The sequence below is a fragment of the Streptomyces sp. JN8 genome (genome assembly GCF_055808075.1).
In genome coordinates this window covers 2984185-3002212 of record NZ_CM147852.1, presented here as the reverse complement: position 1 = coordinate 3002212, position 18028 = coordinate 2984185, and the positions used below count along the sequence as shown (strand labels likewise).

21 protein-coding genes are annotated in these 18028 nt (G+C 71.7%); 11 read left to right on the top strand and 10 right to left on the bottom strand.

What is annotated here, in order from left to right; translation table 11 throughout:
* Nucleotides 1-41 precede the first annotated feature (41 nt).
* A complete protein-coding gene (locus ACY0MR_RS12790) occupies nucleotides 42-632 on the bottom strand; it encodes an N-acetylmuramoyl-L-alanine amidase (RefSeq protein WP_361850818.1) in 591 nt (196 codons plus the stop codon).
* Between the two features lie 295 nt (nucleotides 633-927).
* Here ACY0MR_RS12790 and ACY0MR_RS12785 point away from each other — a divergent pair, with 295 nt between their 5' ends.
* Together ACY0MR_RS12785 and ACY0MR_RS12780 are read left to right on the top strand one after the other, a co-directional pair.
* Nucleotides 928-2346, top strand: a complete 1419-nt coding sequence (locus ACY0MR_RS12785) for a family 2B encapsulin nanocompartment shell protein (protein WP_388793375.1) — start codon at nucleotides 928-930, stop codon at nucleotides 2344-2346.
* Nucleotides 2347-2446: 100 nt separating this feature from the next.
* Entirely contained in the window at nucleotides 2447-3496 is a 1050-nt protein-coding gene (locus ACY0MR_RS12780) for a family 2 encapsulin nanocompartment cargo protein polyprenyl transferase (protein WP_473561777.1), read from the top strand.
* 15 nt (nucleotides 3497-3511) lie between these two features.
* On the opposite strand, the gene ACY0MR_RS12775 is transcribed toward ACY0MR_RS12780, so the two are convergent.
* Nucleotides 3512-4087, bottom strand: a complete 576-nt coding sequence (locus ACY0MR_RS12775) for a TetR/AcrR family transcriptional regulator (protein WP_451059384.1) — start codon at nucleotides 4085-4087, stop codon at nucleotides 3512-3514.
* A 122-nt stretch (nucleotides 4088-4209) separates the two neighbouring features.
* Here ACY0MR_RS12775 and ACY0MR_RS12770 point away from each other — a divergent pair, with 122 nt between their 5' ends.
* Genes ACY0MR_RS12770 through ACY0MR_RS12760 form a run of 3 tightly spaced genes read left to right on the top strand, consistent with a single transcriptional unit; the run spans nucleotide 4210 to nucleotide 5605 of the window.
* Nucleotides 4210-4791 carry a dihydrofolate reductase family protein gene (locus ACY0MR_RS12770; RefSeq protein ID WP_473560779.1) on the top strand — a complete coding sequence of 194 codons (582 nt, stop codon included), beginning with the start codon at nucleotides 4210-4212 and terminating at the stop codon, nucleotides 4789-4791.
* 43 nt (nucleotides 4792-4834) lie between these two features.
* Nucleotides 4835-5143, top strand: coding sequence for a hypothetical protein (locus tag ACY0MR_RS12765; RefSeq protein ID WP_473560777.1), 309 nt, complete (start codon nucleotides 4835-4837; stop codon nucleotides 5141-5143).
* 42 nt (nucleotides 5144-5185) lie between these two features.
* Entirely contained in the window at nucleotides 5186-5605 is a 420-nt protein-coding gene (locus ACY0MR_RS12760; protein WP_361850806.1) for a DUF6304 family protein, read from the top strand.
* 78 nt (nucleotides 5606-5683) lie between these two features.
* Here the strand turns inward: ACY0MR_RS12760 and snpA are convergent, their stop codons facing one another.
* Nucleotides 5684-6340 (bottom strand): snapalysin, encoded by a 657-nt coding sequence (gene snpA, locus ACY0MR_RS12755; protein ID WP_388793385.1) that lies wholly within the window; start codon nucleotides 6338-6340, stop codon nucleotides 5684-5686.
* 186 nt (nucleotides 6341-6526) lie between these two features.
* Between snpA and ACY0MR_RS12750 the strand changes: the two genes are divergently transcribed.
* Both ACY0MR_RS12750 and ACY0MR_RS12745 read left to right on the top strand, forming a co-directional pair.
* A complete protein-coding gene (locus tag ACY0MR_RS12750; RefSeq protein ID WP_388793387.1) occupies nucleotides 6527-7495 on the top strand; it encodes a LysR family transcriptional regulator in 969 nt (322 codons plus the stop codon).
* Nucleotides 7492-7968 (top strand): GNAT family N-acetyltransferase, encoded by a 477-nt coding sequence (locus tag ACY0MR_RS12745; RefSeq protein WP_388793389.1) that lies wholly within the window; start codon nucleotides 7492-7494, stop codon nucleotides 7966-7968. The genes ACY0MR_RS12750 and ACY0MR_RS12745 overlap by 4 nt, the downstream gene beginning before the upstream one ends.
* 50 nt (nucleotides 7969-8018) lie before the next feature.
* On the opposite strand, the gene ACY0MR_RS12740 is transcribed toward ACY0MR_RS12745, so the two are convergent.
* From ACY0MR_RS12740 to sodN, 3 genes are all read right to left on the bottom strand, one after another.
* Entirely contained in the window at nucleotides 8019-9206 is a 1188-nt protein-coding gene (locus ACY0MR_RS12740) for a hypothetical protein (RefSeq protein ID WP_473560773.1), read from the bottom strand.
* Nucleotides 9207-9298: 92 nt separating this feature from the next.
* The gene (locus tag ACY0MR_RS12735) at nucleotides 9299-9685 is read right to left on the bottom strand and encodes a VOC family protein (RefSeq protein ID WP_388793393.1); all 387 of its coding nucleotides are present in this window, start codon (nucleotides 9683-9685) and stop codon (nucleotides 9299-9301) included.
* Between the two features lie 102 nt (nucleotides 9686-9787).
* Complete coding sequence (gene sodN / locus ACY0MR_RS12730) at nucleotides 9788-10183, bottom strand: superoxide dismutase, Ni (RefSeq protein WP_015036129.1); 396 nt, start codon at nucleotides 10181-10183, stop codon at nucleotides 9788-9790.
* 186 nt (nucleotides 10184-10369) lie between these two features.
* On the opposite strand from sodN, the gene sodX reads away from it, so the two are divergent.
* Nucleotides 10370-10795 (top strand): nickel-type superoxide dismutase maturation protease, encoded by a 426-nt coding sequence (gene sodX / locus ACY0MR_RS12725; protein ID WP_388793395.1) that lies wholly within the window; start codon nucleotides 10370-10372, stop codon nucleotides 10793-10795.
* On the opposite strand, the gene ACY0MR_RS12720 is transcribed toward sodX, so the two are convergent.
* Entirely contained in the window at nucleotides 10708-11328 is a 621-nt protein-coding gene (locus ACY0MR_RS12720; RefSeq protein WP_361850790.1) for a CGNR zinc finger domain-containing protein, read from the bottom strand. The two genes, sodX and ACY0MR_RS12720, sit on opposite strands and share 88 nt — an antisense overlap.
* Nucleotides 11329-11422: 94 nt before the next feature.
* On the opposite strand from ACY0MR_RS12720, the gene ACY0MR_RS12715 reads away from it, so the two are divergent.
* Nucleotides 11423-12172, top strand: coding sequence for a class I SAM-dependent methyltransferase (locus tag ACY0MR_RS12715; RefSeq protein WP_404085525.1), 750 nt, complete (start codon nucleotides 11423-11425; stop codon nucleotides 12170-12172).
* 17 nt (nucleotides 12173-12189) lie between these two features.
* On the opposite strand, the gene ACY0MR_RS12710 is transcribed toward ACY0MR_RS12715, so the two are convergent.
* Genes ACY0MR_RS12710 through ACY0MR_RS12700 form a run of 3 tightly spaced genes read right to left on the bottom strand, consistent with a single transcriptional unit; the run spans nucleotide 12190 to nucleotide 14922 of the window.
* Nucleotides 12190-12957 (bottom strand): amino acid ABC transporter ATP-binding protein, encoded by a 768-nt coding sequence (locus ACY0MR_RS12710; protein ID WP_388793399.1) that lies wholly within the window; start codon nucleotides 12955-12957, stop codon nucleotides 12190-12192.
* Complete coding sequence (locus tag ACY0MR_RS12705; RefSeq protein WP_361850784.1) at nucleotides 12954-13901, bottom strand: amino acid ABC transporter permease; 948 nt, start codon at nucleotides 13899-13901, stop codon at nucleotides 12954-12956. The genes ACY0MR_RS12710 and ACY0MR_RS12705 overlap by 4 nt, the downstream gene beginning before the upstream one ends.
* A 55-nt stretch (nucleotides 13902-13956) precedes the next feature.
* Complete coding sequence (locus ACY0MR_RS12700; protein WP_361850782.1) at nucleotides 13957-14922, bottom strand: ABC transporter substrate-binding protein; 966 nt, start codon at nucleotides 14920-14922, stop codon at nucleotides 13957-13959.
* Between the two features lie 538 nt (nucleotides 14923-15460).
* Between ACY0MR_RS12700 and ACY0MR_RS12695 the strand changes: the two genes are divergently transcribed.
* Together ACY0MR_RS12695 and ACY0MR_RS12690 are read left to right on the top strand one after the other, a co-directional pair.
* On the top strand, nucleotides 15461-16672 hold the full coding sequence (locus ACY0MR_RS12695; RefSeq protein ID WP_388793401.1) for an NAD(P)-dependent malic enzyme: 1212 nt from the start codon (nucleotides 15461-15463) through the stop codon (nucleotides 16670-16672).
* 321 nt (nucleotides 16673-16993) lie between these two features.
* Entirely contained in the window at nucleotides 16994-17959 is a 966-nt protein-coding gene (locus ACY0MR_RS12690) for a zinc-binding dehydrogenase (RefSeq protein WP_361863696.1), read from the top strand.
* Nucleotides 17960-18028: the final 69 nt, after the last annotated feature.

Sequence of the window (18028 nt, the reverse complement as noted above, 5' to 3'; positions counted from 1 at the left end):
CATTGTCCGCGCCCGGCGCCCCGGTCCGCGCGGCCGGGGCGTCAGCGCAGCAGGTCGGCCACCCGCTCGCGCATCGAGGCCATCGTGAAGCCCCGCGGGTCCACCTTCCCCGGCTGCCACTCCAGGTGCCCGATGACCGAGCGCTGGTTCCAGCCGTGCACCCGGCACACCGCGGCCGCCGCCTTCGCGATGGCGTCCAACTGCACCTTCGGCCACGGGTCCACGCCGTCGCCGAGGTTCTCGCACTCGAAGCCGTAGAAGTACCGGTTGCCGTCCGTGGTGGCCTCGTCGTCCCGCGGCAGGCCCTGCTCGGCGATGACCGCCCGCAGCACCTCGTCGTCGCCGAGGCCCGCGTGGTTGGCCCGGCCGTAGCCGACGAGGTGGACGGTGCCGTCCTTGGCGATCACGCCGTGGCAGAGCGGTCCCGGCAGGCCCTCGTAGCCGTTGCGGCAGACCCGGACGGTGTTGGCGGTCCCACGGGTCACGGTGTGGTGGATCATCACGCCGTGGACGGGGCCCCACGGACCCTTGTGGTTGCGGTTGTGGGTGGACCAGGCGCCGACCTGGACCACCTTGAGGCCCGCGTCGCGCAGCGCGTCGAGGAACCTGCTCGCCGACATGGGTGTGGACATGACCGACTCCCTTCGGAGGACGGGTGGGGGCTTCCGGATTACCGGAGCTGGGCGTTCCGGAGGTTCCGGAGTACCGGAGTACCGGAGTCCGCGAACCCGCCGCCATCCGTTCGGACCGTGTGCGAGCCGATCCGGACAGTGGCCCGCGAGGCGGGTGGGGCTCCGCTGTTCGGATGGAAATCACGTGACATGCCCCGAAGATCGTCGAACAGTCCCACTCGATTGTGTAATGGCGCGGGCACGCTCCGTGCTGAAAGGCTTCCCCTCGCAACTCAGTCATACGAGAGGGAGTTCCATGTCCGTTGGTTCGGTTGGTGACGAGGTCCGCGTCGCGGAGCAGCAGGCGCCGCAGCAGAGTCTCGGCACCGCTGCCGCGCGGAACCTCGCCACGACCACCAAGTCGGCGCCGCAGATGCAGGAGATCACCTCGCGGTGGCTGCTGCGGGCGCTGCCGTGGGTCCAGGTGCAGGGCGGTACGTACCGGGTGAACCGGAGGCTCAGCTACTCCGTGGGCGACGGGCGGGTCACCTTCGTCCAGACCGGGGAGCGCGTCGCGGTCATCCCCGCCGAACTCGGCGAACTCCCCGCCCTGCGCGGCTACGAGGACGAGGAGGCCCTGGCCGAGCTCGCGTCCCGCTGCCGCCAGCGGGAGTACGCGGCGGGCGAGGTCGTCGCCGTCGCCGGCGAGCCGACCGACCGGGTCCACCTCCTCGCGCACGGCAGGATCGAGCAGATCGGCGAGGGGCCGTACGGCGACGAGGCGGTCCTCGGGGTCCTCGCCGACGGCGCCTACTTCGGCGACCGCGCCCTCGTGGACGCGGACGCCACCTGGGAGTGGTCCGCCCGCGCCGCCACCGCGTGCACGGTCCTGGAGCTCACCCGGGACGACGTGCGGAACCTCGCGGAGCGGGCCGGTTCGCTCGCCGCCCACCTCGCGGGCGTGGCCGCCCTGCCCGACCAGCGGACCAACAAGTACGGCGAGGCCGCGATCGACCTCTCCGCCGGCCACGTCGGCGAGGCCGTCGTCCCGCACACCTACGTCGACTACGACGCCTCGCCCCGCGAGTACGAGCTGAGCGTCGCCCAGACCGTGCTGAAGGTGCACAGCCGCGTCGCCGACCTCTACAACCAGCCGATGAACCAGACCGAGCAGCAGTTGCGGCTGACGGTCGAGGCGCTTCGCGAGCGCCAGGAGCACGAGCTGGTCAACAACAAGGAGTTCGGCCTCCTCGCCAACTGCGACTACGGGCAGCGCCTCCAGCCCCACGACGGCGCCCCCAGCCCGGACGACATGGACGAGCTGCTCTCCCGCCGGCGGGGGTCCAAGCTCTTCCTGGCCCACCCGCGCGCCATCGCCGCCTTCGGCCGCGAGCTCAACAAGCGCGGTCTGGTGCCCGAGACGATCGACATCAACGGCAACCGCATCCCGACCTGGCGCGGTGTGCCGATCTACCCGTGCAACAAGATCCCGGTCTCGGACGCCCGGACCACCTCGATCATCTGCATGCGCACCGGCGAGGCCGACCAGGGCGTGATCGGTCTCCACCAGACCGGCATCCCGGACGAGATCGAGCCGAGCCTGTCCGTGCGCTTCATGGGCATCGACGAGCAGGCGATCATCTCCTACCTCGTCACGGCCTACTACTCGGCGGCCGTCCTCGTCCCGGACGCGCTCGGTGTCCTGGAGAACGTCGAGGTCAGCCGCTGGCGCTGAGCCGGCGGAGCCCGGGGGCGGGGACCGAACCGTCCCGCCCCCGGGCGCTCCCGGCCCGTCGCCGCGCAGCATCGCCACGGAGGATACGAAGGAAGTGACCTTGACCATTGCCGGCGGGGACGCCGTCACCGACGGTCAGGGGGCCGTGCAGCTCCTGGACCGGACGCGGACGGTCGTCCATCCCCAACTGCGCTCGACCGTCGAGACCCTGCCGGGCTCGATGCGGCGGGTCGCGATGTATCACTTCGGCTGGGAGCACGCCGACGGCACCCCGGCCACGGAGCAGCCGGGCAAGGCGATCCGCCCCGCCCTGGTCCTCGCCGCGGCCCGTGCGCTCGGCGCCGACGAGGCCCGGGCGGTGAGGGCCGCGGCGGCGGTGGAGCTCGCGCACAACTTCACCCTGCTCCACGACGACATCGTCGACGAGGACGTGACCCGGCGGCACCGCCCCACCGCCTGGACGGTCTTCGGCATTCCGGACGCGCTGATCGCCGGGGACGCGATGAGCGCGCTGGCTCTGCGGATGCTCGCCGAGGATCCGGACCCGGCCTCGGCGGCCGCGTCCGCGCGGCTCGCCGCCTGCATCATCGAACTCTGCGCGGGGCAGCAGGCGGACTGCGCCTTCGAGCAGCGGGAACCGCGAGAGGTCTCCCTCGACGAGTGCCTGGCGATGGCCACCGCGAAGACCGGCGCGCTGCTCGGCGCCTCCTGCGCCATCGGCGCGCTCTACGCGGGCGCGGGGGAGGAGGAGGTCGCGGCGATGGACGCGTTCGGCCGGGAGGCCGGTCTCGCCTTCCAGCTGATCGACGACCTCATCGGGATCTGGGGCGATCCGGACCGGACGGGCAAGCCCGCCGGGGCCGATCTGGTCGCCCACAAGAAGTCGCTCCCGGTGGTGGCGGCGCTCGCGTCGGGGACGGCGGCGGGCGACGAGCTGGCCGAGCTGTACGCCCGCCCGGTCCTCGACGCCGGGGCGGTGCGGGCGGCCGCGGACGCGGTCGAGCGGGCCGGCGGGCGCGACTGGGCGCAGGACCAGGCGGCCGAGCGGATGGGCCGTGCCGTGGAGCACCTGGCCCGGGCCGTCCCGGACCTGGCGGCGGCGGGGGACATGCTGGCGCTCGCGGAGTTCGTCACGCGGCGCACGCGCTGAGGCCGCGGGGCCGGGTCACATGTCGGGGACGACGCGGGTGACCACGGTCTCGATCAGGTCGTCGAGGTCCCGGTCGCCGTGCAGTTCCGGGACCGTGAAGTGGTCGACCAGCAGTCCGGTGAGGGCGAAGTAGAGCAGCCGGACGGTGTCCGCGTCCCCGGGCATCCCGGCCTCCAGGTGCCCCTGGATGTTGGCGTCCAGGTCGCTCCTGAGCACCCTGGTCAGCTGGGTCCGCAGCTCGGGTCGGCGCACGGCCTCGAGGCGCAGCTCGAAGAGGCCGAGGTAGCAGGTGCGTTCGGCGGCGAGCCGCTGGGCGACCTGGCGCATCAGGTCGATGACCAGGGCGCGGCTCGGCCCCGGCAGGAGGGCGTTCGCGAAGTCTCCGGGCTCGGGCGTCAGCCGTTCGAAGATGCGGTCGGCGACCTGGGAGAGCACCTGGTCCCGGTCCCTGAAGTAGTTGGACGAGGTGCCCGTGGGGACTCCCGCCCGGGCGTCGACCGCGCGGAAGGTCAGCCCGCGGGCGCCCTCGTCCGCCAGGACCTGGATGGCGGCGTCGAGCAGCGCCGTGCGTCGTTCGGGGTTCCTCGCCATGCCGGATCCTCCTCCTTCTCGCGCTCCCCCCGGAAAAGGGGCTTGCGCAACCACTACAGGTGAAGCACTATAGCCGTCGTGGTTGCGGTCGCAGTCACGACCTGACGGGGAAGAGGACCGGTTTGCGCAAGCTCACGTACTTCATCGCCTGCACCATCGACGGCTTCATCGGCGACCCCAAGGGCGACGCCACCTCCTTGTACTCCTTCGTGGACGCCGAGTTCCTGGAGTTCCTGACCGCCGAGTACCCGGAGACCATCTCGGCGCAGGGCCGCGAGGCCCTCGGCATCGACCGCGAGAACCAGCGGTTCGACACCGTCGTCCAAGGGCTGGGGTCGTACCGGCTCGCCCTGGACGTCGGCCTCACCAGCCCGTACGGCCACCTGCGGGAGCTCGTCGCCACCCGCTCGCTGACCGAGTCGCCCGACGCGAACGTCGAGCTGATCGCCGACGACCTCGTCGGCCGGGTCCGCGAGCTCAAGGCCGAGGACGGCCCCCTGGACATCTGGCTCTGCGGCGGCTCCGTGATCGCCGGCGAACTCATCGACGAGATCGACGAGCTGATCATCAAGACCTACCCGCAGGTGTACGGCTCCGGCATGCCGATGTTCGGCGCCGACTTCGAGCCCCGCGACTTCGAGCTGAAGGACCTGCGCGTCTTCGGCAACGGTGCCTTCGTCCGTACGTACACCAGGAAGCGCTGAGCGGCGACGGGCGCTCGCGTGCGCGCCGTCCTAGTCTGGATCCATGGGTGACGAGGAGCCGCACACGACGCGTGACCCCCGGTCCGAGCACGGCTGCCCCGTCTGCGGGCAGCCGCGGACGGTGACGGCCGCCCGGCACAAGGTCCTCGGGGCCTGGGTGCCCGAGTGGGAGGTGCAGCCCTGCCGCAACCCGGACTGCACGCTCCACCGGGGTGCGGAGGCGGACCTGGCCGGAGGCGCGCAGACGCCCGCCGACGTGGCCGCGGGCACGCGCCCCGCCGGCGCGGATGCCGCGAGCGCGCACGTGACCGGCAAGAACGGCGAGATCGGGAGAAGTCAGGCCACGGGGTGACCGGACGCGCGCCGGAGCCGTTCGTGGGGCTACAGTCCGCGCATGTCATCGGAGTCGACGGAAGTCTGGACCGGCTGGTACCGGGACCGCAGCGGCGCGGAAGCGATCGTCATCACGGCCGACGGGCGGCACGTCGCCACCCGGATCAGGGGGATCGAGTACACGGGTGAGGGCTTCGCCGCGCTCAGCGCGGCCGCGGAGGGCGGGCAGGCCCTCACCGCCTGCGTCCTGGAATGGGACCTGCCGCTCCCCGTCGTCACCGACGGGGTCTCCCAGCAGGCCACGCTCAGCTGCCTGCTGACGCTCGGTGAGCGGGGCGACCTCAGCCTGACGCTGCACTACGGCGGCGCCGCCTTCGAGGCCTGCGTCGCCGGGGGCGACTTCGACGGGGCGCTGGAGCGGGTCAGGCGCCAGCTGCCGCCCGGCGCCGACTTCGGGCGCCGGCTGCTCCAGACGGCCTGAGGCCGCCCGTACCGGAACGGAGAACGAGGAGGCGGCGCCCCGGGGAGGGGGCGCCGCCGATGCCTCGTCCTCGCGCGGTCAGTCCTTGAACGCGGAGGCGAGGCCGTAGCGCCACAGCTGGTCCACACGGGACCGCTCCTGGGCGTTCGGCTGGGCGTTCTGGCAGGACGTGCCGGGGCCGCCGCCCGACATCAGCTCGCTGCACGGACCGCTGTAGTGGTCCGGCAGCCCGAGGACGTGCCCCGTCTCGTGGGCGGTCACACGGGTCGAGTTGTACTGCTGGTTCTGCCGGTAGTCGAGGAAGATGTAGCCGCCGCCGTGGCCGTCGGTGCTCGCGTACGAGCCGCGGGAGTCGTTGCCCTCGTAGTAGCGGAAGTCCGGGTTGCTGCCCTCGACGAGCCGGACGTTCGCCACCGAGCTGTTCCATATCTGGGCCGAGCGGGAGATCTGGGTGCGGAAGCTCGGCGCGTTGGAGGCGCTGTAGACGACCGTGACGGCGGCCGCGCCGGGAGCGGCGGCCCGCTTCTTCGCCACCGACTTCACGACGGCGTCGAAGAAGGCCTGGTTGGCCTTCGCCTCCTCGGCCGAACCGGCGTACGCGACGGCGGCGCCGCCGGCGGTGGGGACGCCGGTGGGGGCGCTCGCGGCCACGGCCGGAGCCGCGCCGAGCGAGGCGGCGAGACCCAGGCCGAGGACGGTGGCCAGGGCGGAGGTGAGGACCTTGGGATGACGCATGGGGGGCTCCTCCTGTAGGGGATGGGAGAGAGTCTCGGGGGAGCCGGGGCGTGCGGGGATGATGTCAACCGGCGATAACATCACCGCATCACCCGGTCGAAACACCCCCAACTGCCTTGTAATCAAAGGTGATTGAGGGGTTCCGGGTATCTGGTGCGAGCCAGGGAGCCGTCCTACCCTCGGGGCATGGAGCTGGAGGTGAGACACCTGCGCGCGCTCTGCGCCATCGCGGACACGGGCAGCCTGCACAAGGCGGCCCGTCAACTGGGCATGACCCAGCCGTCGTTGACCACCCAGCTGCGCCGCATCGAGAACTCCCTGGGAGCCGAGCTGTTCTCCCGCGGCCGCACCGGCTGCCGGCCCACCCCGCTCGGCCGCTCCCTGCTCAGCCGGGCCCGCCCGCTCGTCGCCGACATGGCGGCGCTCGTCACCGAGGCCCGGGCCGCGGCCGCCCGCACGGGCGGTCCCGGGCTCCGCGTCGGCTCCACCGCGAGCCGGGCGCTCCCGGGCTGGCTGCGCCGGCTCCGCCAGCGGCTGCCCGGCACCGACATCGGCCTGCGGATGGACGTCTCCGCCAACGCCCTGCTGCGCGGCGTCGCCGCCGGGCAGCTCGACGTGGCCTTCGTGCACGAGGTGGAGGGCTGCCCGTTACGGGTCCCCGAGGGCATCGAGGAACGCGTCCTGCTCGCCCGCGAACCGCAGTTCGTCTCCCTGGCCCGCGACCACCCGGCCGCCGCCCTGCCCGTCGTCGACCTCGCCGACCTCGCGGACGACCACTGGATGGTCGACCCCACCGTGGACGGCGAATGGGACGGCCTCCGCCGGGTCCTGCACGCCGCCGGCATCGACCCGCCGCTGCTGCACGGCGACTACCACACCGCCGCCTCCCTCATCGTCCTCGGCGAGGCCGTCGCCCCCTGCCAGCCGACCTCGGTCCCGCGCGAGGACATGGCCGTCCGCCCGCTGCGCGGCGACCCGCTGGCCGTCCGGCTCCTGCTGTACGCCCGCCCCGGAGCGCCGGTCGACACCCTGTACGCGGAACTCGCGGCGGCCTACCGGGAGGTGGCGCTGCGGGCGGCCCCGTACCGCGAGTGGCTGCGCCGCCAGGGCACCGCCGCCGCCCTGCCGCTGGGACCGTGCATGATGACGGCATGAGCGAACACCCCGCACGGGCCCTGGTCAGGCACGCCCGCCCCGAGGACCTGGCGCGGGTCGTGGAACTCGTCGCCGAGCACGCGGCGTACGAGAAGGCGGCGCCCCCGGCCCCCGGCCTCGCGGAGCGCCTCGCCGGCCTCCTCTTCGGCCCCGCGCCGGCCCGTCTGCGCTGCCTGCTCGCGGTCCTCCCCGACGGCACCCTCGCCGGCTACGCCAGCTGCGCGCCCGAGATCTCCACCTGGGACGGCACGGAGTACCTGCACATGGACTGCCTCTACCTCACGGAGTCCAGCCGGGGGCACGGCCTGGGGCCCCTCCTGATGGCGGCGGTCCGCGCCGAGGCGGCCGGCCTCGGCTTGGCGGAGGTCCAGTGGCAGACCCCGGCCTGGAACGAGGGCGCGATCCGCTTCTACGACCGGCTGGGCGCGACGTCGAAGGAGAAACTCCGCTACAGCCTCCGCGCGGAGGCGTAGGCGGTCAGCGGGGCGCGGCGGGGCAGCGGGGCCGGGCAGGCCCGGGGGGCTCAGCCGCGGGGCGGCGGCCAGGGTCCGGCGAGCAGCCGCTCGGCCTCGGCGGTGATCGCCGCGGCGAGCCGCTCGCGCGTGCCCTCCCGGGCGGCCGCCCCGCCGTAGGAGGCATCCGTCGCGTCGACCAGCGGCCGCAGCGCCGACGGCCGGGCCAGGGCGTGCCACCCCTCGTACGCGATGAGGTCGCCCCCGGCCCCGGGGGCCAGACTCCCGTTCACGATCAGCCGCAGCCACCAGTGCACCAGCTCCCAGCGGGCGGCCTCCCAGGGCAGGTCGGAGTCGTCCGGGGGCAGGGTGTCGACAAGGCCCAGCTCGCCGAGCACCCGCTCGAAGAGCTCTCCGGCGCGTGCGTGCTCGTGCCGGCCCAGACCGGCGAGCAGCGGAAGGGACTCCGCCTCGACGTCGAGGAGCAGCGCGCCGAGGCCCGCCTCGATCAGCTGCTCCGGCGAGGGCCGGCGTCCGACGAGCCGCTCGACGGCCAGCATCCGGAGGCACGCCACGGCCTCCCGCGGGCTGTCGGCGTAGGGGGTGTACGGGGTGGGGGCGGTGACGTCGATGCCGGGACCGCCGCTGACGAAGTACGCCCAGAAGTCGACGGTCGTACGGGCGGGGGCGCTGCTCGCCCGGCCCGTGAACTCGTGCCGGAGGTAGTCGGCGAGGTCGTTCCCGTAGACGATGACGTCGGACTGGACGACGGACAGCACGGGGTGCCCCCAGTCGCCCGGTGTGCCGGGCAGGTAGCGGTGGCCGTAGAGGGGGACCAGCGGGGGGACGCCCGTCAGCTCGGCCCGCGCGAGGCGCAGTGCCTCTGCGACCCGGGAGGGCCTGTGGCCCCAGGCGGGATGCCAGAAGCCGTTGTGCTCCACGTCGAAGAGAAGGCCGTCCGCGGGCCGGGCGAGCCGGTCGGCCAGGTCGTCGGGGTCGCCGCCGCGCCAGTCGGGCCAGTGCGGCGACCCCAGGGGCAGCCCCGCGGCGAGGAACACCCGGTGGTCCGCCGCGAACCGGAACCCGAACCGCTCCTCGACCGCGTCGAGTTCCGCCTCGCCGAGACCGGGCGCGATCTCGGCCGGGATCAGGCGCAGAAGGGCCCGGGCGTCCTCGGCGGTCAGCCGCGGGGGCGGGACGGCCGGAGCGGACGGCGGGCCCGGAGCGGAGGCGGAGGACGGCAGGTGGGGCGTGGTCATGCCGGGAAGCCTAATGACGCACACGCGTGGACGGGCCGGGGCGGGCCGGCTCCGGCCACGGCCCCGCGCCGCTCGCGGAGGGGCGGGAGGCCCTACTCCGTGACGTCCTGCGGGTACCAGCGCAGCTCGACCGTGTTTCCGTCCGGGTCCCTGACGTAGACCGACTGGGCCGAACCGCGGGCGCCCCAGCGGGGGACGGGGCCCTCGATGACGTCGAACGTCCCGGCGTCGAGGACCTCCTGCCAGTCGAGGGGGTCCACGACGAGGCATATGTGGTCGACGTTGGACTCGCCGCGCGGGCGCGAGAACAGGTCGATGACCGTGCTCTCGTCGATCCGCACGGACGGGAACGACACCTTCCCGGCCCGCCATTCCTCGACCCGCTCGCCCGCGAGCCCCAGCGGCCCGGTGTAGAACGCGAGGGCCTCCTCGACGTCGGTCACGTTGAGTACCAGGTGGTCGAACGCCTTGACGCGCATGGTGCATCACCCTTCTTGCAGGAACGTCGGAACTGCGGCGGAAAAGTCCGAAGGGGTACGACCGCCGGGCGGTCGTACCCCTTCGGAAGGGAGGAGAGAAGGTCAGGCCTTCTTCGTCTCCCAGAAGATGCGGTCGATCTCGGCGATGAGCTCCAGCGCCTTCTCGCCCGTCTTCGGGTCCGTCGACGCCTTGGCGGCCGAGAGGGCCTTCAGGGTGTCGTTGACCAGCTGGTTGAGCTCGGGGTACTTCTCGAAGTGCGGGGCCTTGAAGTAGTCGCTCCAGAGCACCGACACGTGGTGCTTGGCGAGCTCCGCGCGCTGCTCCTTGATGACCGTGGCACGGGCGCGGAAGTGCGCGTCCTCGTTGGCCAGGTACTTCTCCTGGACAGCCTTGACCGACTCGGCCTCGATGCGGGCCTGGGCCGGGTCGTACACGCCGCACGGGAGGTCGCAGTGGGCGCTGACCTTCACCTTGGGGGCAAACAGGCGGGAGAGCATTGAGCCGTCCTTCCTCGTGATCGTCTTCTCAGGTGGGACATTACTCGGTGAGAAGGGCGATTTCGCGGGCGCCCCCTGGGGCTTAGGTCAAAAGTCCAGGGTCACCATGGGACTCGTGTACGAGTGAACGAGTGGATGTACGGGTGGGAGGCGCGGGTGGACCGGCGGGCGGAGCGAGGGGTGCCGATGAGGGAACCGGGGCGCGAGGGGACGGCGGAGGCCGGGCCTCCGTTCGGGCTCGCCGAGGTGACGGGGGTGTCCATGGTGCCCACGCTGCTCCACGGGGACCAGCTGCTCGTGCACTACGGCGGACGCCTGCGGCCGGGGTGCGTGGCGGTGGTGCGCCATCCCCTCCAGCAGGATCTGCTCATCGTGAAACGGCTGATCGAGCGACGGGACGGGGGCTGGTGGGTGCTCGGCGACAACCCGGACGCCGAGGGCGACAGCCGCGTCTTCGGGGCCGTACCGCCCGAGCTGGTGCTCGGGCGGGTGCGGGCGCGCTACCGGCCGCCGACGCCGGGGCGTCAGCGGTCGCCGGGGGTGACGCTCTCCTGGCTGTTCTCTGCGGTGAGGCCCGTCCGGTCGGCCTCCAGGCGCTTGCGGGCCCGGTAGGCGGCCACGTTGGCGCGGGTCGCGCAGCGGTCCGAGCAGTAGCGGCGGGAGCGGTTGGTCGAGGTGTCCAGGTAGGCGTTGCGGCAGGGCGGTGCCTGGCAGAGGCCGAGCCGGTCGGCGCCGAACTCGGTCAGGTGGAAGGCCAGGCCCATGGCGCAGATCGCCGCGTACCCCGTGGTCGCGTTCGAGGAGTGGTCGGCGAGGTGCATGTGCCACCGGGGGCGGCCGTCCTCGTCGAGGATGTCGTGGCCGGAGATCTGGGGGCTGACCGGGAACTCCAGGAGCAGGGAGTTCAGCAGGTCGACGGCGCCCGTGTGGTCGCCCTCGTCGGCCAGGGCGAAGACCGCCCGCAGCCGGGTCCGTACCGCGCGGAAGCGGGGCAGGTCCGCCTCCGTGACCCGCCGGGCCATCTGGGAGGCGGCGCCGAAGAGGTCCCGGACCACCTCGACGGAGGTGAGGGAGTCCTTGCCGCGGGCCGGCTCCTCGGTGTTGACCAGACGTACGGCGAAATCCGAGTAATGGGCCAGTTCCACTTGTAGTCCTTACTGCGGCGGGCTAGTGTCTCGGTCGGAAGGGGTAATAACTGTCTACCCATAGAGGGTATTACAAAGAGGGGCAGGGGCGGCGATGACCGGAACCGACTGGGCGGCCTGGCAGCAGAGCTGGGACCGTCAGCAGGAGTGGTACATGCCCGACCGCGAAGAGCGCTTCCGGGTGATGCTGGACATGGTCGAGGCCTTGGTGGGGCCCAGGCCCCGCGTCCTCGACCTCGCGTGCGGTACGGGAAGTATCACGGATCGGCTCCTCCAGAGGTTCCCGGAGGCGACGAGCACCGGTGTGGATCTCGACCCGGCGCTCCTCGCCATCGCCGAGGGCCACTTCGCCGGCGACGCGCGCGTCACCTTCGTGACCGCCGACCTCAAGGACCCCGACTGGGCCGCCGGGCTGCCCCACGACTCGTACGACGCCGTCCTCACCGCGACCGCGCTCCACTGGCTGCACAGCGAGCCCCTGACGGCCCTCTACGGGCAGCTCGCCGGCCTCGTCCGGGACGACGGCGTCTTCATGAACGCCGACCACATGATCGACACGACCACCCCCCGGATCAACGCCGCCGAGCGCGCGCAGCGCCACGCGGTCATGGACCGCGCGAAGTCCGGCGGCGCCCTGGACTGGGCCGAGTGGTGGGCCCTGGCCGCGAAGGACCCCGTCCTCGCCGAGCCGACCGCCCGCCGCTTCGAGATCTACGGCGAGCACGCCGACGGGGACATGCCCTCCCCGCGGTGGCACGCCGACACCCTGGTCGCCGCCGGGTTCGGCGAGGCCAGGGCCGTCTGGGCCTCGCCCTCCGACACCCTGCTGCTCGCCGTGAAGTAGCCCGCGCGTCACCGGCCCTACAGCACCTTCGACAGGAACGCCTTCGTCCGGTCGTGCTGCGGGTTGCCCAGGACGTCGCGCGGGTTGCCCGCCTCGACGACCACGCCGCCGTCCATGAAGACGAGGGAGTCGCCGACCTCGCGGGCGAAGCCCATCTCGTGCGTGACGACGATCATCGTCATGCCCGACTCGGCCAGGTCCCGCATGACGTCGAGGACGTCACCCACGAGCTCCGGGTCGAGCGCCGAGGTGGGCTCGTCGAAGAGCATCAGCTTCGGCTCCATCGCCAGCGCGCGGGCGATGGCGACGCGCTGCTGCTGGCCGCCGGAGAGCTGCGAGGGGTAGTTCCCCATCTTGTCCCGCAGGCCCACCCGGTCGAGCAGCCGCTCGGCACGCTCGCGCGCCACCGCCTTCGACTCGCCCTTCACCTGGATCGGGGCCTCCATGACGTTGGCCAGGGCCGTCATGTGGGGGAACAGGTTGAAGCGCTGGAAGACCATGCCGATGTCACGGCGCTGGACCGCGACCTCGCTGTCCTTCAGCTCGTACAGCTTGCCGTTCTTCTCCTTGTAGCCGACCAGCTGGCCGTCCACCGAGAGCCGGCCGCCGTCGACCCGCTCCAGGTGGTTGATGCACCGGAGGAAGGTCGACTTGCCGGAGCCGGAGGGGCCGACCAGGCAGAAGACCTCTCCGTTCTGGACCTCCAGGTCGATGCCCCGGAGGATGTGGGCCGCGCCGTAGGACTTGTGGACGCCTTCGGCCTTGACCATGGGCTCGCCGGTCATCCGGACACCGCCGATCGCTTGAAGGTGGTCAGGTTCGCGCGGATCCGCTGCCAGGGGGTGGGCGGCAGGTTACGCGTCGAACCGCGGGCGAAACGGCGCTCCAGGTAGTACTGGCCGACGCTGAACACGCTGGTCAGCGCGAGGTACCAGATGGAGGCGACGAAGAGCATCTCCATCACGGCGCCGGCCGTGCTTCCGATGTTCGACGAGGCCCGCAGGAGTTCTGTGTACTGCACGGCCGAGACCAGGGACGAGGTCTTCAACATGTTGATGAACTCGTTGCCCGTCGGCGGCACGATGACCCGCATGGCCTGCGGCAGCACGACCCGGCCCATGGTCTTGGTCTGGGACATGCCGAGCGCGTGCGCGGCCTCCGTCTGGCCCTCGTCGACGGACTGGATGCCCGCCCGGACGATCTCCGCCATGTAGGCGCCCTCGTTGAGGCCGAGACCGAGCAGCGCGACCATGAACGGCGTCATGACGTCGACGGTCTCGTTCTTGTAGATCGGCCCGAGGTTGATGTACTCGAAGATCAGCGAGAGGTTGAACCAGACCAGCAGCTGCACGTACACCGGGGTGCCGCGGAAGAACCAGATGTAGAGCCAGGCGACGGCGCCGGTCACGGGGTTCCTGGACAGCCGCATCACCGCGAAGACGATGCCGAGGACGAGGCCCAGGGCCATCGAGGCGATGCTGATGATGACGGTGTTCGCCAGGCCGTCGAGGATCGACGGGTCGAACAGCTTGTCCCACACCGTGTCCCAGATGATGTTGCCCTGGGAGAAGGCGTAGACGAGCCATCCGAGCAGGACGACGACCACGACGGCGCTGACCCAGCGCCCGTAGTGCCGCACGGGGATGGCCTTGATCGCCTCGTACGGGGAACCCGAGGCGCCGGGCCCGGCCGGAGCGGCGGCCGGGTCCTTGGAGATCTTGTCAGTCATGACGACTGCCCTTCAGTGGAGCGGGGAGGTCACTTGCCGGTGATGACGGGAGGGGTCACTGACCGGCGTTGACGGTGGCCGCCTTGACGGCGCTGTCCGAGACGTCCCACTTCTTCAGGGCATCGGCGTAGGTGCCGTCCTTGATGATCGCGTCGAGCGCTTCCTTGATGGCGTCGCGCAGCTGCGTGTTGTCCTTCGAGACGCCGATGCCGAAGAGGCCGACGTCGCTCTGGTTGCCGACGACCTCGAAGTCGTTGCCGCCGCCCGAGGTCTTCGCGATGTACGCGGCCACCGGGTAGTCGTTGAGGTCGGCCACGGCGCCGCCGGCCTTGACGCGGGTCTGCGCCTCGGCGTCGGTGTCGAAGGCCTGGATCGTCAGCTTCTTGTCGCCGCACTTCGTGGCCTGGGCCTTGAAGGTGTCCTCGTAGATCGTGCCGCGCTGGACGGCGACGGTCTTGCCGCAGAGGTCGTCGAGCGAGTTGACGCCCTGCGGGTTGCCCTTCTTGACCAGGAGGGAGACGCCGGAGCTGAAGTAGTCGACGAAGTCGATGCCCTTGCCGATCTTCTTCCCGTTGTCGTCCAGACCCTCCTGGCGCTTCTTGTTGTCCGTCATCGAGGACATGATCACGTCCTGGCGACCGGTGTAGATCGAGGTGATCAGACCGTCGAAGGTGCCCGAGGTGAACTGGAACTCGACGCCGAGCTGCTTGCCCAGGGCCGCGGCGATGTCGGGGTCGACACCGACGATCTTGCCGCCCTCGGTGAACTCCATCGGGGCGTACGAGGCGTCGGTGCCGACCTTGATGACACCGGCCTTCTGGATGTCGGCGGGGAGCTTGGAGAACAGCGGGGCGGCGTTGGCGGAGCCGCCGTCCTTCGTCGGGGTGGCGGAGGAGCCGCCCTCGGTCTGGTCGCCACAGGCGGTCAGCAGCACGGAGCCGACGACCGCGGCGGCGGCGACCGCGGCAAGACGGGAGGTGCGGGTCTTGGCGGTCGTACAGCGCGTGGAGCGTGCGGTCATGATCGGGTTCCTCCGGCGTGTGAGGGAGTTGCCAGGTGGGCCACGTACGCGTCTTCGAGTGTCGTGACCTCGTGTGATTACGGCATCTTGCCATTCGGACCGCCTCAAACCGACGGCCATGGATGTCAAAATCGGATAACGGGTGACCCCCGAATGCCAACAGGCCGGTACATCAGGGCCGGATCTTCTACTGGATCCCTTCCACGCCACCGAAGAATTTCCTGTTGATCTCGCCATTCGGACGACGCGAAGGCCACCAATCGGGTGCTTGAAGCACCTATATGGACATCGGGTGACGTGTCGTCCTCCGTGCGTGTCCGGCTGCACTCGGTATGAGTCGCGTCACCGAGCGGATATGGACTCGTCGGCGGTGCCGTCTGTCCGGTAAGAAGGATCCTTACACCCCTCATCCGGGGCTCAGGGCGCGTTGTGCGGCGCGCCCGCGCGGCTGCCAGACACGGCGGCCGCGGGACCCGCCCACCGCTCCACACCAGGAGCGGCCAACCCTCAATTGCAGCAGACTTAAGGGGTCAACCCAATGGCAGCGGAGATCGTCAATCCTCGCAATGACAGCGGTACGGAAGAGGCTCCGGAGGAGCCCTTCGATCCTGTCTTCGCCCTCCACCGGGGCGGCAAGATGGCCATTCAGGCCACCGTCCCCGTCCGTGACCGGGACGACCTGTCCCTCGCGTACACGCCCGGCGTCGCCAAGGTGTGCACCGCGATCGCCGAGCAGCCCGACCTGGTCAACGACTACACCTGGAAGTCCCAGGTCGTCGCCGTCGTGACCGACGGCACCGCGGTGCTCGGCCTCGGCGACATCGGCCCGGAGGCCTCCCTCCCGGTCATGGAGGGGAAGGCCATCCTCTTCAAGCAGTTCGGCGGCGTGGACGCGGTCCCGATCGCCCTCGCCACCACCGACACCGACGAGATCGTCGAGACCGTCGTCCGGCTGGCCCCGTCCTTCGGCGGCGTCAACCTGGAGGACATCTCGGCGCCGCGGTGCTTCGAGATCGAGCGCAAGCTCCAGGAGCGCCTCGACATCCCGGTCTTCCACGACGACCAGCACGGCACGGCCATCGTCACCCTCGCCGCCCTCCGCAACGCGGCGAAGCTGACCGGCCGGACCCTCGGCGAGCTGCGCGCGGTCATCTCCGGCGCCGGTGCGGCCGGTGTCGCGATCGCCAAGTTCCTCCTGGAGGCCGGGCTCGGCGACGTCGCCGTCGCCGACCGCCGGGGCATCGTCAGCCGTGACCGGGACGACCTCAACCCGGTCAAGCGCGAGATCGCCGACCTGACCAACAAGGCGGGCCTCAGCGGCTCCCTGGAGACCGCCCTCGCCGGCGCCGACGTCTTCATCGGCGTCTCCGGCGGCACGGTCCCCGAGGCGGCCGTCGCCTCCATGGCCCCGAACGCCTTCGTGTTCGCCATGGCCAACCCGAACCCCGAGGTCCACCCCGACGTCGCGCACAAGTACGCGGCCGTCGTGGCGACCGGCCGTTCGGACTACCCGAACCAGATCAACAACGTCCTCGCGTTCCCCGGCATCTTCGCCGGCGCGCTCCAGGTCCGGGCCTCCCGGATCACCGAGGGCATGAAGATCGCCGCGGCCAACGCGATCGCCGACGTCGTCGGCGACCAGCTCGCCGCCGACTGCGTCATCCCGTCGCCGTTCGACGAGCGGGTCGCCCCGGCCGTCGCGGCCGCGGTCGCCGCCGCCGCCCGTGCGGAGGGCGTCGCGCGCCGCTGACGCACCGCCACCCCGTGAGGGCCCCGTCCTGGTTCCAGGACGGGGCCCTTTCGCGCGGGGCCGGATGCGGTCGGGGTCGGGTCCGGGGTCGGGTCCGGCCGGTCCAGGCCGCGGGTCCGGCCGGTCCATGCCTGTTCCGGCCGCGCGGGTTCCGGGCCGTCTCGGCCGCCGCGACCGCACTCGGCCCCGTCGCTCCCCGCCCGCGGGTTCCGGGCCGCCGGGGTCCGGGCGGCGGTCCGTCCCGGGGCGGTCGGGGGAGGGACATGCGTCACACGGGCGCGTGGTTCCGCGTCCGGCCCGGGGCCGCCTAGGGTCGGGGCCATGTTCGCTGCCTACGCTGCCCGAATCGACCGCGACCAGCCCCTGAACGGCCTCGAATTGGGCGAACGCCCCGAGCCCGAGGTGCGGCCCGGGTGGACCACCGTCACCGTCAAGGCCGCCTCGCTCAACCACCACGACCTGTGGTCGCTGCGCGGGGTCGGGCTGCCCGAGGAGAAGCTGCCGATGATCCTCGGCTGCGACGCGGCCGGGATCGACGAGGACGGCAACGAGGTCGTCCTGCACTCCGTGATCGGCCAGAGCGGCCACGGCGTCGGCCCGGACGAGCCCCGGTCCATCCTCACCGAGCGCTACCAGGGCACCTTCGCCGAGCGGGTGACCGTGCCCCGCTGGAACGTGCTGCCCAAGCCCAGGGAGCTCTCCTTCGAGGAGGCCGCCTGTCTGCCGACCGCCTGGCTGACGGCGTACCGCATGCTCTTCACCAACGCCGGTGTGCGGCCCGGGGACTCGGTCCTCGTGCAGGGCGCGGGCGGTGGCGTCGCCACCGCCGCGATCGCCCTCGGCAAGGCCGCCGGCCTGCGGGTCTTCGCGACCAGCCGGGACGAGGAGAAGCGCAAGCGGGCCGTCGAACTCGGCGCCGTCGAGGCGTTCGAGCCGGGCGCGCGGCTCCCGCAGCGGGTGGACGCGGTCATCGAGACCGTGGGCGCCGCGACCTGGTCCCACTCGGTCAAGTCGCTGCGGCCCGGTGGCACCCTCGTCATCTCGGGCGCCACCAGCGGCGACCGGCCGGCGCACGCCGAGCTGACCCGGATCTTCTTCCTCGAACTCAAGGTGGTCGGCTCGACCATGGGCTCCAAGGACGAGCTGGAGGACCTGCTGTCCTTCTGCGCGGCCACGGGCCTCCGGCCGGTCGTCGACCAGGTCCTGCCGCTGGACCGGGCGCGCGAGGGCTTCGAGCGGATCGCCGCCGGCGACCTCTTCGGGAAGATCGTCCTGAAGACCTCGTGACGACCCCTTGATGACCCGTCGGTGGGCCTGATGGTATTTCCGGCACGCGAAACGTGAACAACGCTCACT

Excerpts from the sequence above, each read along its gene's own strand:
- ACY0MR_RS12790 (WP_361850818.1), bottom strand. The coding sequence starts at position 632 with ATGTCCACACCCATGTCGGCGAGCAGGTTCCTCGACGCGCTGCGCGAC.
- ACY0MR_RS12785 (WP_388793375.1), top strand. The coding sequence starts at position 928 with ATGTCCGTTGGTTCGGTTGGTGACGAGGTCCGCGTCGCGGAGCAGCAG.
- ACY0MR_RS12775 (WP_451059384.1), bottom strand. The coding sequence starts at position 4,087 with ATGGCGAGGAACCCCGAACGACGCACGGCGCTGCTCGACGCCGCCATC.
- ACY0MR_RS12765 (WP_473560777.1), top strand. The coding sequence starts at position 4,835 with ATGGGTGACGAGGAGCCGCACACGACGCGTGACCCCCGGTCCGAGCAC.
- ACY0MR_RS12760 (WP_361850806.1), top strand. The coding sequence starts at position 5,186 with ATGTCATCGGAGTCGACGGAAGTCTGGACCGGCTGGTACCGGGACCGC.
- snpA (WP_388793385.1), bottom strand. The coding sequence starts at position 6,340 with ATGCGTCATCCCAAGGTCCTCACCTCCGCCCTGGCCACCGTCCTCGGC.
- ACY0MR_RS12750 (WP_388793387.1), top strand. The coding sequence starts at position 6,527 with ATGGAGCTGGAGGTGAGACACCTGCGCGCGCTCTGCGCCATCGCGGAC.
- ACY0MR_RS12745 (WP_388793389.1), top strand. The coding sequence starts at position 7,492 with ATGAGCGAACACCCCGCACGGGCCCTGGTCAGGCACGCCCGCCCCGAG.
- ACY0MR_RS12740 (WP_473560773.1), bottom strand. The coding sequence starts at position 9,206 with ATGACCACGCCCCACCTGCCGTCCTCCGCCTCCGCTCCGGGCCCGCCG.
- ACY0MR_RS12735 (WP_388793393.1), bottom strand. The coding sequence starts at position 9,685 with ATGCGCGTCAAGGCGTTCGACCACCTGGTACTCAACGTGACCGACGTC.
- sodN (WP_015036129.1), bottom strand. The coding sequence starts at position 10,183 with ATGCTCTCCCGCCTGTTTGCCCCCAAGGTGAAGGTCAGCGCCCACTGC.
- sodX (WP_388793395.1), top strand. The coding sequence starts at position 10,370 with ATGAGGGAACCGGGGCGCGAGGGGACGGCGGAGGCCGGGCCTCCGTTC.
- ACY0MR_RS12715 (WP_404085525.1), top strand. The coding sequence starts at position 11,423 with ATGACCGGAACCGACTGGGCGGCCTGGCAGCAGAGCTGGGACCGTCAG.
- ACY0MR_RS12710 (WP_388793399.1), bottom strand. The coding sequence starts at position 12,957 with ATGACCGGCGAGCCCATGGTCAAGGCCGAAGGCGTCCACAAGTCCTAC.
- ACY0MR_RS12705 (WP_361850784.1), bottom strand. The coding sequence starts at position 13,901 with ATGACTGACAAGATCTCCAAGGACCCGGCCGCCGCTCCGGCCGGGCCC.
- ACY0MR_RS12700 (WP_361850782.1), bottom strand. The coding sequence starts at position 14,922 with ATGACCGCACGCTCCACGCGCTGTACGACCGCCAAGACCCGCACCTCC.
- ACY0MR_RS12695 (WP_388793401.1), top strand. The coding sequence starts at position 15,461 with ATGGCAGCGGAGATCGTCAATCCTCGCAATGACAGCGGTACGGAAGAG.
- ACY0MR_RS12690 (WP_361863696.1), top strand. The coding sequence starts at position 16,994 with ATGTTCGCTGCCTACGCTGCCCGAATCGACCGCGACCAGCCCCTGAAC.